This window comes from Paenibacillus sp. FSL H7-0357, assembly GCF_000758525.1.
GTDB lineage: Bacteria > Bacillota > Bacilli > Paenibacillales > Paenibacillaceae > Paenibacillus_AQ.
This window is the reverse complement of record NZ_CP009241.1, coordinates 4,858,800-4,870,921: the sequence shown is the minus strand read 5'-3', so window position 1 is coordinate 4,870,921 and position 12,122 is coordinate 4,858,800. Positions and strand designations below refer to the sequence as shown.

Genomic DNA, 12,122 nt, shown 5'->3' with positions numbered 1-12,122 from the left:
TAAGGAGTGAACGTACGTGACCAAGCAAAAGATTCATTTTATTGGCGGAGGACAGATGGCGGAAGCGATCATCCGCGCAAGTATTGCCAATGATACCCTGTCTGCAGAACAAATCAGTGTATCCGATATTAATGAAGCCCGTCTTCAGTTGTTGAATACAAAATACAGCGTAAATACAGATAGTTCGCAGGAGCACGGCCTCTCAACAGCAGAGTTGATTGTAGTTGCAGTTCGTCCACAGGATGATTTGACTGCACTCGGACAAATTGTGCAACAATTCGCTTCACCTGCTGCCGCAGTCGTATCGATTGTGGCGGGGGTAACGATTGCGAAGTTAGGACAATATTTTGGAGCTGAACGCCCAATCATTCGGGTCATTCCCAATACGTTGACCGATACGGGTTACGGCTATAGCGGTGTAGCTTTAAATGCCTACGCCACTCGTGATCAAGTTGAAAAGTTCCTGCTCGGGTTCGGCAAAGTACAATATCTGGAGGAGTCATATATAGATATCTTCACTGGGTTCGGTGTAGCTGGACCTAACTATATCTATTATTTCATTGAATCTCTTGCGGATGCGGGTGTCCTCGCAGGACTGCCAAGGGAGCAAGCATGGAAGGTAGCGCTGGAGAATGTTATGGGAGCGGTTGTGATGCTGCAGCAGACAGGTCTGCATCCAAGACAATTGCTTGATATTAATAATTCGCCTGGCGGTGTTGGCATTCACGGCTTGTACGAGCTGAACAACAGTGATTTCGCGGCCGGACTGCAAAGAAGTGTTCTGGCAGCCGTAAAGCGTACTACTGAGCTGGGAGTGAAGGAATAATGGCAATCCTGAAATGGGATCATTTAGTACACTATGTCAATGATCTGGATAAACCGGTTGAAATCTTCGGAGATCATGGTTTGATTGCTTTTAAGGGAGGTTCTCATAAGGATTGGGGAACCTATAATGCCTTAAGTTACTTTGGGCTAACCTATCTTGAGTTTCTTGGCATCGAGGATCTGGAATTAGCGAAGGCAACCGAGCACAATGTTGTAGTGAGGGATGCGGTTAACCTTCTTCCAGAACAGGAAGTCTTAAGCAGAGTTGTGATCCGGACGAATGATATTGAAGAAATCGCTGCTTCCTTGAAGGCAGCCGGTTTATCGTTATCTCCTATAATCGATGGTAAACGTCTGGATAATAAAGGAAGATTAATAGAGTGGCGGATGATGACCATAGATGGAGACTTTCAAGGACTGGTCTATCCGTTTATCATTCAATGGAACGGGACGGATGAAGAGCGATTGGAACGGTTAACGGCATCCGGAGTCATTCAATCCCATCCTGCGGGACATGCGGAAATCGTGAGGGCGGTATTCCGTGTCTCAGATCCTGCAGCCGCCGCTGAACATTGGGGAGCGTTATTTGGACTGCCAATTGAACAGTCAGAGGTTAATAACACCTTCACCCTTAAGATTGGAGATAAGTCTTTTGCTTTTCTGCAAGGGGATGAGAACCAATTCAAACAGGTCATTTTTGAAACGGATTCCACCGGATTAAAAGGAAAGACAATTCAAGTTGGTGCTGGTGAGTATGTGTTTGTTTAAAAAGTAACTGCGTGAACTGATTTCCTTGGTTTGAAAATGGGTTGTTATCGCATAGCGCGGTAACAACCCTATTTGCGTTTTGTAGAGAGAATGTGGGGAACCTGCCGACTCTCTCTGCATTAAGGCTCTGCTCTGAATCACTTCTGGCTGTGCTGGAGTAAAAGCCGCTCGGCAGCTTCCAAATCCCGTGCAAAATAGTCAGAGCTATTCCGCTTCCCTGCCGATAAAGCGCATTAGCACTGGCAGCCGCATCCTCGAAATCTCCTCGATCCAGCGCATTTTCAAGATAAGGCAACCAACTTTGAAGCGGTGCATCATGGCATAATTTTAAGCTGCCTTCCTTGAGCGGTCTCGCATATTCATCCGCCGCTTTCCGGTCTCCCATCAGCAAATCCGCCTGATGAATGGCATCCAAATAAGCCGCCATCTGTACTGCCCCTCCAGCATGGATCGGAAAAGCTCGTCAAACTGCTAGGGGCGAATAAACAGGAAGCCCAAGCCAGTGAACAGGCAGGAATACAAGATTAAACTGTCGAAAAATGATGTAATTTTTATTATTGGGGCATTTTGCATCAGATGTTAAAATATATCTTATTCAGAAAGAGGAGGAAGTAATATTTATGAAATGGGTTTGGGGAGTAATAACGGCGGCAGTATCAGTAATTGTGCAATTGCTTATCTTGAGTCTCTTAGGTTTTAACTTTTTTAGCTTTTCTGTGTTATTCATTATTCCGGTAGGGGGGATTATTCTCGGAGGTATAGCCACCTTCGGGTATTTTTCTAAAACTGTAAGACAGGGATTAAAGCCGAATAAAAACAACTATTTAATATCGGTTATTTTCATATTACTTTCATTTAGCGGGTTTATGTATGGAGAATATCAGATGGCATATGTCTCATCATCGAATGAAATTAATTATAAGTTTGAGGGGGAGCATATAAGCAATTTTGTGTTTGGAGAATCAGATAAACCTATAACACTATTGAACTATTATGATTATAAATTTAATAATAGCAGTTTAAGCATATTTTCAAGAGGACATGTAGGCAATGCAATAGATATTGAACCAAATAAGTGGGTAAACATCAGCAAATTCCTCATACAATGTGTTGGTTTATTAATAGGTGGTCTAAGTGCCGGATTGCTGGTGACAAGTGGTAAGACACATTGTTCTTCGTGTAACAAAGCCTATTTACAGGAACATAAGCTCTTAGATGTAAATGATGAAATGATAGAGCCGGTATTAAGTGAAATCAATCAATACATACAAAATAACAACGGTGAAGGATTAACAAAATATATCACTGAACAAAAGACACTTTGTGAGGGTGGAGCTTCAGATACTAATGTTAAATATGGATTTAAGTTTGGTCATTGTCCCAATTGTCAACAGGGCTACCTGATCAAGAGTTGTTATACGCTAGATAAACATGGGAATTTTGAAGAGCAAGAAGATAAAAAGGCAGTAATTCCTATCAGCCAAGAGATTGTAACTAGTGTACAAAAAGCAGAAATAGCATCGTAAATGAAAATTTGAGAGAAGTGGAGAAACCTGCCACTTCTTTTTCACGTGCTCCCTTAGATGCGGCTGACAAAAGAAAAAGCGCTCCAGGTATGTTTTCCCATACTTTGAGCGCTTATTTAGACTGTTACTGCGGGATGAGCTGGGTGATCTGGTTCAATAGCTCGTTGACTTGGTTTATAGTCTCGGGAATACCTGTCGATTCGAAGGCGGCTTTTCCTTCTTCCAGGTTGGTTATGGCCTGATCCAGTCCTTGCTGCAGTGTTTCATTGTATCCGACAATAGATTGATGCAGGCCTGCCGCATATTCCGGAACCTGAAGCCCGGCATATTGGACGATCTGTTCCTTGAGGGCAAGCAGCCTATCCTTTAATTCATCCCTGGCCTGCGGGTCTGTGGCAGCATCCGTGGCCCAGGTTCCCATCTCTTGTCCGAACTCCGTCAAAGTTTGCATATAAGAAGCGGTATCGGCGGTGAAATTGACGCTGTCTCCTACCTTTTCCGCAATCCCGCAACCCGGTACAACCAGCAAGATGAGTAGCAGCAGACTTAAGCCATATTTCTTCATTTGCTTCACTCCTTTAGAGTATCGTATGTGCCAAGTTTACTGTAGTTCATACGGCCAGAAGGGCGTCAGGTTGCATGAAAGTGATATGCGGCTACGGTTACCGATGAAGACGATTCTGCTCCATACTTCCAGGGTTTAAGTGCTCCCAAAAGGTTGTGGGGTTCTGGGGGAACTCGTTATTTATAGGGACTTGTATTTTAGAATTTTCACATGGACTATTAAAAGAGATTTTTTCCCATTTTTGCGGGGATGCTGCCCCAAAACACACCTGTACGCTAATCTCCGTCGTGTCAAAAACCATTGAATGCAAGGTTCCTAAACAATCTTCATAAAATGGGCAACATACGCCCTGTGGCACTTTTTCCTCTAGGATTGTCTTTATTGATTCTACAGAAATAGATCCTTTCTTTTTTGAAAAAAAATCTTTTATAGTGTTGTATCGAATCACAGAATGCCTTCTGCGATTATTATCATAAGGCAACATTTCGTTATTCTGATAATGATTCGTCGCGATAAGAAGATCTTCACTGTTTCTAAAAGATATTTTTCTATCGTCTCCGAAGCAGGCAGTTTCAGCTATTGTGGCATTTCCGTAAGTATCAGCAATCAGCAGGTTTACATTGCTTCGTATAGGCATATTCTTCAAAAGATATATGGCATCCTCAACAGAGGAGCAATTATCCAATAAAGACCTCAGCACAAACGGGAACCAAAGTCCTTCACCAAAAGGGCGTTGTCCAAATTCACAAGATGACATGCTTACTGTTAAGCCATGCTCATTTATTCCGTCAAATCTCCCAAACAATAGCAGTGAAAAACCTATATGTGCAGGTTTTCCGTCTGCCCTTGTTACACACAAACACATCTCATCTTCAGTCGAAAATTCATAACTTCTGCCAATTAAAGTGTGCCCATCAGATGTAATACTTGGCAAAGCTGCGAATTGACTGCATGCTCCAGCTTCTATTACATCATCCGCAAATACAGCCAATTTCCCCAGTGGGATTTTTAAGCTGTCTGAAAGTCCAAGGATTTCCTCGTTTACTCCGGGACAAAATTCATCTAAAAGGGTTTGTTTCTTTCTTAATAAAAAACTATCCATACAATCACCTTGTATATTGATACTCATAAGCTCCGGGTTGTTTCTGACTGTATGAGCCAGCTTAGTGCCAATCTCGTAATGGCTGCCCTCTGAGACGAATTTTGAAAAGCTAACGAACTGGTTTGACATGGTGAGCGCCTTCTTTCAGACTATTTTTCAAATATTTTATAAGCGGGTGGCTTATACTCACCCCTCTGCATATTATGATATTGTTTTTCTTTCATACTGTCCTGTCATTACCTGCGCATAGTTGACAGATCGAAGAGGGTCACAGGCAGAAGTGCAAACTTCGAAAAATAAGTTATATTCTACCATTTAGTAGTATAATAAAAACATGCATCAAGCAGGCGTTTAAACACGATCTAGCATGAAAACTACTTAATAATCTCTAATTGAGGGTGAATTCATAGAAATATTGGATTTTGTGGATGATCCAGGTTTTTTTCGGGACTTGAAAGTAATGGAGGGAAGTCAGAAAGTAATCAGAGAATTGAGTAAATATTACGAGATTTATATCACAACAGCAGCAATGGAACATCCATCTTCATTTCAAGCTAAATTTGAATGGTTAAGTGATAACTTTCCTTTCATTCCACAAATGAATTATGTGTTTTGTGGTGATAAAAGCATTATTAATGCTGAGTATCTTATAGATGATAGTTCAAGGCATTTTCAAAGATTTCAAGGACAAGGAATATTATTTACTGCTCCACACAATGTCAACGAATCAGGTTATGTGCGAGTTAACAACTGGTATGAAGTTGGGGACTATTTTTTAAGTGATAATAAACAAACAACACAAGACTCATAAAGGAATTTTGAGAGTATGCTTGAAGGGGGCATACACTTCAGACAACATCGCATTCACGCAGCGTGCCAGCAAGCTGCCTAATGGGAGTTTATATTATTTGAAGATAAGCAATTACTACCATTCAAATATTTCCACATAGTATAAGAATACGACATAATATAAGTATCATTACATAAAACGAAATCAGTCTTTCGCAAGGTTTTTTCGTAGCTTATCAATAGAAGGTGTTTCCATCTTACTCTTCATGATCAGCATATCAAATTCATTTTGAAGGCAGACCATCTCGGATTTTGCCACGGCCGTATGCTTTGCCATGACTGTTTCGGCAAACTTTGTGCCCATAATAATTTTAAAAATTGGGGCAATCAAAAAAACGGGAAGTTTGAAATAATGGAGTTTTGATGGTTTGATATTTATACCCAATTTAGTCAACACAGCAAATCCTTCTTTTATCCCCAGAACCAGCAGCTTAATATCTGCATATGATTTTGCTAAAGCATAATTATTACTATTGTATTTATAAAGAGCGTTTCCGATACTTGTAACCATTGCTACATGAGTTTTCTGCCACATATCCATATTATTGCTTACAACAGAAGGAATACCGGCACAGTTAAAAACATCTACTATTTTTTTGAGCCGTTCGGTTTTTTGACCATTGTATTCTGAAAAGGTTGTGGTCTGAAAAATCCGCATGAATCCCTTGCCGATAAAGTAATGTACTCGACCGTCTACACGTTCTCCTCCTGCGGACGGAAAGCCGAGCATCAGCCGGTCACTACCCACAGCCTGAACCCAATCGTCATAACCGGATGCCGTATTGACCACAAAGATGATATTCTTAGATATGTTTTGAGAAAGAACCGGTAATACACTATCTATCTGTATTTTCTGCATTACAACGAGTATGTAGTCGAAAATATGGTCTGGCAGCAGATGTTCAATCACATCTATCTTTGCGATTTCTTCTCGGTTATTGCCTGGATTTACGAGAATCACACCGTTTTTTTTCAGCTCAACAAGTCTTGCTCCCCTTGCAAGGATAGTGACATCATATCCTGACAAAGCAAGTTTCCCAGCGAAAACACTCCCGATTGTGCCCGCACCATAAATTAGGATTTTCAAAAGATCCTTCCTCCTAAAATAAAATATTACATAATTATACAACAAATCCATTGGTAATGCGGTTCGTTTATTCTAAACCTCTGCCTCTAAGCTTACCTTTGTTTCTTAAGCTGGTTTGCAAAAATAAAAGAAATCAGTTATATTCAATGTAATTAGATAATCTAACTATAGGAGTAAGGAGGTATACAAATTGAAAAGAAAGCCTGCCAAGGAATATACGACCGAGCAACAATTACCGAGACTTGGAACATCACCTTATTTGAAGTTGATGGAGCGTACAGCCTCATCCGATACCAATCTAAATTCAGCACACCTGGGACTAATTATGCTCTGGCTGGGAGATAACACTTTAGACATGGTGGATATTGATTTAGCTGCTTTTGACATCACGGAGAGTAAGCTGGATCTATTACTCCTATTATCCCTTCACGCAGATCAGGAGTTGGTTACACCTTCATCCATAGCAGACCGATTGGGGATTCGTCGATCGTCTGTAACGGCCTTGTTAATATGGCTGGAGAAAAAAAATTTGATTGTTCGTGAACCGTATGCCAAGGATGGTCGCATGACTCACGTTCGTATTAGCGCTGAAGGCAGTACGCTTATGAATCAAATATTGCCTACGTTCTGGTCTACTTGCGCATCCCTTGTTGATGAATTAGATAAAGAGGAGCAAGCGGTGTTCCAAAAAGTGCTGGTTAAACTAAATGCAAGCTTAGAAAAACGACTTGGATCGGGTAGATAATTTTTTTGGTCATATAGTTAGATAATCTAATTACATGAAATAAGAGATGGATATGATCTGATAACCGTGATGGATATTACAACATGAAGGTATGTGATTCAAAATGAAACAAGCTTGGCATTCCGGGGACCAGCAGCAGAGTCGTGAACAGCATTTTATATCGCTGCGCATCATGTTTAAGGAGATGTTCTTGCACACAAGGACGCAATGGGTCTTGCTTATGCTTGGTGCCGTCACAGTGATAGCCATTTCCATTCTTGAATTTATGATCCCTCAGTTAACTAAAGAGATCATAGACCAGATCATCCCTGGAAAAAGGTATTACGCGCTACTAGAAACGGGAGGTCTTATCCTGCTAACTGCATTGCTGCTGGGGATATTTAACTTCAGTAGCAGTTATGTAATGACAATTGTTAGTCAGAAGGCAATTCTCCAGTTGCGAAACAAATTGCACAAACACACATTAAGTTTGGATCTGAAATTTTTTGATCGTAATCGGACCGGGGATCTTATGGCAAGGTTAACGAGTGATGTAAATCAACTACAGGAACTGGTTTCAGCCGATAGCCTGTCCATCATAGCGGATGTCATAACCTTCGCTGCGATCGTGGGGTACTTATTATATACGGACTGGCAACTAGCATTAATTACGCTTATTACCTTGCCATTCTTATTTGTAACGTCACGATATTTCAGCCTACGCATTAAGAGTGCCTATAGAGCGGTACGTCACATATCAGCTCAGTTAAACAACTCACTTCAAGATACGTTGTCAGGCATACGAATGATCAAGTCTTTTGCAAGTGAAGATGCGGAAGCTAAGCAGTTCGAGGCATTGAGCGAACAGCATCGGATAGCCACAGTTTTTGCTTCAAGGTTGTCGGAAACTTTCTCGCCAATTATCGATTGGCTGAATTATGTAGGTATGACGTCGGTGCTCCTGTTCGGAGCGTGGCAGGTTATGCATGGGAACATGTCCGTTGGTGATATCGTAGCTTACTTAGCTTATTTACGTTTGTTGCAAGCGCCCATCCGCTCCTTTAGCAGAATGATTACCAAAGTGCAGCAATCGGCAGCAGCATTCGAGCGCATTCAAGAAGTCTTAGCAACCGTTCCAGAGGTTTACGATAAGGAAGGAGCGATTGTTCTGCCGCCAGTAAAAGGACAAATTGTGTTTGATGATGTTGAGTTTGCATATGAAGAAGGACATCCCATTCTACAAAACTTTCAATTGCGGCTTCCATGTAACCAAACTACGGCTTTGGTTGGTTCGTCAGGATCAGGAAAGTCAACGATTGCTTATTTGATTGCCCGTTTGTACGACGTTCAGCGAGGGGACATTTATATTGACAGTTATCCGTTAACGGAAGTGACGGTGAAGTCGCTTCGTCAGCAGATGGGGATCGTATCTCAGGACGTAATCCTCCTCAATGGCACGATACGTGAAAATATTGCGTACGGTAGACCTCAGGCCACTGAAGATGAAATTAAAGCGGCTGCCCATGCCGCAAACGCCCATGAATTTATTTCAGCCTTTCCAATGGGCTATGATACGCCCATCGGTGAAAGAGGGGTCAAGCTTTCCGGAGGACAAAAGCAAAGATTGTCAATCGCCAGAGCTTTCTTGATCAATCCTCGTATTCTTATTTTGGACGAAGCTACGGCTGCACTGGATACGGAATCTGAACAACGTATTCAGCATGCGTTATCTGTGCTTCTTCCAGGTCGAACTTGTCTGGTTATCGCCCATCGTCTTTCCACGATTCAAAATGCCGATCAAATTGTTGTATTGGAGCATGGAGAGATAGTGGAGCTGGGAAATCATGAAAACCTACTCCGCCGAAATGGGCGATACAAGGAACTATACGAGATGCAATTTCCAACAAAATCTAACTTCGAACAAATTTTATAATTGAGGTGTAATATGAACAATCCAATCAATGCAACGGGTACAACTAGAAATTATAAGCTTATGACCATTATCCTTTGCTGGACCGGCCTTGTTGTCATGTCCAGTCTATACGTAACGATTCCGCTAATTACATTGTTTGCACAGCTTTTTGAAATTTCCACGACGAATGCTGCCGCTGCGGGAAGCACCTTTTCGATAGGCTTTGCCATTGGTTGCTTAATCTATGGCGCGCTGTCCGATAAATACGGACGGAAGACTGTTATATTTGCAGGGCTCCTTTTCCTGACATTGATATCATTAATTCTGGGGACCGTTCACAGCTTTGTATGGATTTTAGGATTAAGAGGACTACAGGGAGCAGCAGCAGCAACCTTCTCTCCAGTAGCACTTGCCTATGCGGTTGAGATGTATCCAGCGGAAAAACGGGTAACTACCATTGGTTTTATCAGTACAGGATTTCTGATTGCAGGTATTGTTGGTCAAGTGGTTAGTAGTATACTCAGTGAGCATTATGGCTGGAACGCTGTTTTTTATATTCTTGCCGTTGTTTATGCGGTGACCACCATATTAGTGTTCTTCTTCCTTCCCAAAGGCGGTATCCAGCAGGCACACGCTAATATCTGGGAGCCTATTAAGCAAATTGGCAAAGTGTTTGTTCAAAAACAATTGGTATTATGTTATCTAGTAGCATTCGTTCTGCTTATGTCTTTTGTAAGTATGTATACAGTGCTGGGTAACTATCTAAGTACAGCTCCATATGAGCTAAGCAAGCAAGAAATTCTTTCTGTCCGTATTATCGGCATAGTAGGGATGCTCGTTTCTCCATTCGCGGGAAGAATATCCAAGCATGTCGGCGTAGGTAGAACGCTTCGCGGTGGATTGTTGCTAGCGATCATTGGTTTGGCGTCTATGGGGATGATTTCTAATCTGCCACTTCTTATTGTGATGAGCATCCTTTTTGTGGGAGGGATCGCACTAGCCGTTCCTTCACTTGTTTCGCTTGTTGGGCAAGTGGGCGGCAAGATGCGCGGGATAGCTGTATCCGTATATACTTTTATATTGTTTACAGGCACAAGCTTCGGTCCGATTATCTCGCTTCAATTGATGAATAATGCAAGTTATTTAATTACGTTTCTTCTATTGGCATGTATTCTGTGCGTTGGGTTGCTAGCAGCATGTCTTATTCATCATGAGGAGGCAGGGGAGATAAAAAGCCAGTAAATTTGTGATCAATAAACAAAAAAAACGATGAAATGACATCATAACGATTGTTTATTAAAGGTAACTTCATTTGAAGTTGCCTTTTTTATTTTCTGAGATTAACGATTACTCATCTGATTTCTTTTTAACGAATCCGTTCTGGAAAGTTAGCAATGAGAGGGACTGGACACGACTGTAATAGAACTTTTTAGATTGTGAATATGCAAGGTTCTGTATAAGGATAAGTTGCTTAGTTTTAAAAATGATAGGAGATGCACCAAAGATCTATGTTTCAAAAGACATTGGTATAGCTAGTCATTGACCCACACGTATTTGTCACTGATGGGATGTTCGCGTGAATCAATTGTTGAATTAATAGAACAGACAATATCATATATATACGATAGGAAAAATTCATGTTATGCTTCAATAACTATGAAAAACTATTTCATCGGAGGTATGTGATTTGGATTTTAGACAAAAGTTATTTGAATCGGTTTCTAATGATTTTATTAATTATCTTGAAATGAAAGAACGATCTACTAGCTATGAGACAAAGAAAAGATATTTGGATGATTTGAATTTCTATATACAAAATTGTATTAATAGTAAAGTCCTTATTGAAGATTATAAAGATTTTTTTAGTAAATATTCTCTAAAAAGCTACCACAAATTGAGAAGTTCAGCTACTGCCAGATATGCTGTTACAAATCTACTTGATTTTTACTTTATTGTTGGAAGGATTAAGCCACAGGATTATATTGAAATAAAAAATGAATTGAAGCAATATCAAAGTAAAAAACAAGAACCATTAGATTTTTTAATAAAAGATGATTTGAATTTTTTACTAGACTTTAATTATCAATATAGCAAGAGAAGGGCTTTCGAAGATAGTTTGTTAACACCCATGATTATTTCTTTGTCATATTCTGCTTTGTTTGAACAGAATCATCTTGCAAAATTGAAGTGGAGTGATTTTGACATTAAATTAAAGAGGATACGGAATATTAGATTTGATACAGATCCATTAGTTAATGAATGGATTGAATTGAATGAGAAATTTTATGAAGTCTGCGAAAAATATTACAACTATAGAATATCAAATGAAATTATAGAAAAATCAGACAATATGATAAGTATTAACGGTCAATCCGCTGACAATTTGTCGATAAATAAATTATTAAATGTGTTAAATGATAATAAGTCAAATAGTTTATTTTTATCCACAAGAGTCAATACACAAAAAATAATACGATCTAGAATTTTAAATGATTTATTGGAAACAAAAGGTAAAGGTCTGATTGATTTTTATAAGATAATTGGTTTTAACAAAGATACACAAATAACAAGTGCAACGAAGGAGTATATAATGAGAGAAAATTCAAAAAAAGCCTATCAGATAAATTAATAAGTTTTGTCGAATGGTTAAAGCATGTTTTAATAACTTAAACTCCCGCAGTCAAAGGCACGGGAGTTTTCGCAATTCTATTAAACAACATGAAGTTACTTTCAATTAACATGAATGTTACACAATAGAATAGTG

At 40.0% G+C, this 12,122-nt stretch carries 12 protein-coding genes; 8 read left to right on the top strand and 4 right to left on the bottom strand.

Annotated elements, in window-relative coordinates; translation table 11 throughout:
* The first annotated feature begins 16 nt into the window (after positions 1-16).
* Together proC and H70357_RS21265 are read left to right on the top strand one after the other, a co-directional pair.
* Positions 17-826, top strand: a complete 810-nt coding sequence (gene proC, locus H70357_RS21270; protein ID WP_038593797.1) for a pyrroline-5-carboxylate reductase — start codon at positions 17-19, stop codon at positions 824-826.
* Complete coding sequence (locus tag H70357_RS21265; protein WP_038593793.1) at positions 826-1,593, top strand: VOC family protein; 768 nt, start codon at positions 826-828, stop codon at positions 1,591-1,593. Before proC ends, H70357_RS21265 begins: the two co-directional genes overlap by 1 nt.
* Here H70357_RS21265 and H70357_RS21260 read toward each other — a convergent pair.
* Complete coding sequence (locus H70357_RS21260; RefSeq protein WP_038593790.1) at positions 1,517-2,020, bottom strand: hypothetical protein; 504 nt, start codon at positions 2,018-2,020, stop codon at positions 1,517-1,519. The genes H70357_RS21265 and H70357_RS21260 overlap by 77 nt on opposite strands.
* 193 nt (positions 2,021-2,213) lie before the next feature.
* On the opposite strand from H70357_RS21260, the gene H70357_RS21255 reads away from it, so the two are divergent.
* Positions 2,214-3,119: a hypothetical protein gene (locus tag H70357_RS21255; protein ID WP_038593787.1), complete on the top strand. Its 906-nt coding sequence runs from the start codon at positions 2,214-2,216 to the stop codon at positions 3,117-3,119.
* A 124-nt stretch (positions 3,120-3,243) separates the two neighbouring features.
* On the opposite strand, the gene H70357_RS21250 is transcribed toward H70357_RS21255, so the two are convergent.
* Positions 3,244-3,684, bottom strand: a complete 441-nt coding sequence (locus tag H70357_RS21250) for a DUF6376 family protein (RefSeq protein WP_038593784.1) — start codon at positions 3,682-3,684, stop codon at positions 3,244-3,246.
* Positions 3,685-3,781: 97 nt separating this feature from the next.
* The gene (locus tag H70357_RS21245; protein WP_052092164.1) at positions 3,782-4,915 is read right to left on the bottom strand and encodes a C45 family autoproteolytic acyltransferase/hydrolase; all 1,134 of its coding nucleotides are present in this window, start codon (positions 4,913-4,915) and stop codon (positions 3,782-3,784) included.
* Positions 4,916-5,210: 295 nt separating this feature from the next.
* Here H70357_RS21245 and H70357_RS21240 point away from each other — a divergent pair, with 295 nt between their 5' ends.
* A complete protein-coding gene (locus H70357_RS21240) occupies positions 5,211-5,597 on the top strand; it encodes a 5' nucleotidase, NT5C type (RefSeq protein ID WP_231578498.1) in 387 nt (128 codons plus the stop codon).
* Between the two features lie 183 nt (positions 5,598-5,780).
* On the opposite strand, the gene H70357_RS21235 is transcribed toward H70357_RS21240, so the two are convergent.
* Positions 5,781-6,722, bottom strand: coding sequence for a ketopantoate reductase family protein (locus tag H70357_RS21235; protein ID WP_038593781.1), 942 nt, complete (start codon positions 6,720-6,722; stop codon positions 5,781-5,783).
* Positions 6,723-6,912: 190 nt separating this feature from the next.
* Here H70357_RS21235 and H70357_RS21230 point away from each other — a divergent pair, with 190 nt between their 5' ends.
* From H70357_RS21230 to H70357_RS21215, 4 genes are all read left to right on the top strand, one after another.
* On the top strand, positions 6,913-7,467 hold the full coding sequence (locus H70357_RS21230) for a MarR family winged helix-turn-helix transcriptional regulator (protein WP_038593778.1): 555 nt from the start codon (positions 6,913-6,915) through the stop codon (positions 7,465-7,467).
* Between the two features lie 103 nt (positions 7,468-7,570).
* Positions 7,571-9,379 carry an ABC transporter ATP-binding protein gene (locus H70357_RS21225; protein WP_038593775.1) on the top strand — a complete coding sequence of 603 codons (1,809 nt, stop codon included), beginning with the start codon at positions 7,571-7,573 and terminating at the stop codon, positions 9,377-9,379.
* A gap of 12 nt (positions 9,380-9,391) precedes the next feature.
* Complete coding sequence (locus H70357_RS21220) at positions 9,392-10,600, top strand: MFS transporter (protein WP_038593772.1); 1,209 nt, start codon at positions 9,392-9,394, stop codon at positions 10,598-10,600.
* Positions 10,601-11,045: 445 nt separating this feature from the next.
* The gene (locus tag H70357_RS21215) at positions 11,046-11,987 is read left to right on the top strand and encodes a hypothetical protein (RefSeq protein WP_038593769.1); all 942 of its coding nucleotides are present in this window, start codon (positions 11,046-11,048) and stop codon (positions 11,985-11,987) included.
* The last annotated feature ends 135 nt before the right edge of the window (positions 11,988-12,122 follow it).

Bases quoted from the DNA above. Each gene is read 5' to 3' on its own strand.
- H70357_RS21265 (WP_038593793.1), top strand. From the start codon at position 826: ATGGCAATCCTGAAATGGGATCATTTAGTACACTATGTCAATGATCTG.
- H70357_RS21260 (WP_038593790.1), bottom strand. From the start codon at position 2,020: ATGGCGGCTTATTTGGATGCCATTCATCAGGCGGATTTGCTGATGGGA.
- H70357_RS21255 (WP_038593787.1), top strand. From the start codon at position 2,214: ATGAAATGGGTTTGGGGAGTAATAACGGCGGCAGTATCAGTAATTGTG.
- H70357_RS21250 (WP_038593784.1), bottom strand. From the start codon at position 3,684: ATGAAGAAATATGGCTTAAGTCTGCTGCTACTCATCTTGCTGGTTGTA.
- H70357_RS21245 (WP_052092164.1), bottom strand. From the start codon at position 4,915: ATGTCAAACCAGTTCGTTAGCTTTTCAAAATTCGTCTCAGAGGGCAGC.
- H70357_RS21225 (WP_038593775.1), top strand. From the start codon at position 7,571: ATGAAACAAGCTTGGCATTCCGGGGACCAGCAGCAGAGTCGTGAACAG.
- H70357_RS21220 (WP_038593772.1), top strand. From the start codon at position 9,392: ATGAACAATCCAATCAATGCAACGGGTACAACTAGAAATTATAAGCTT.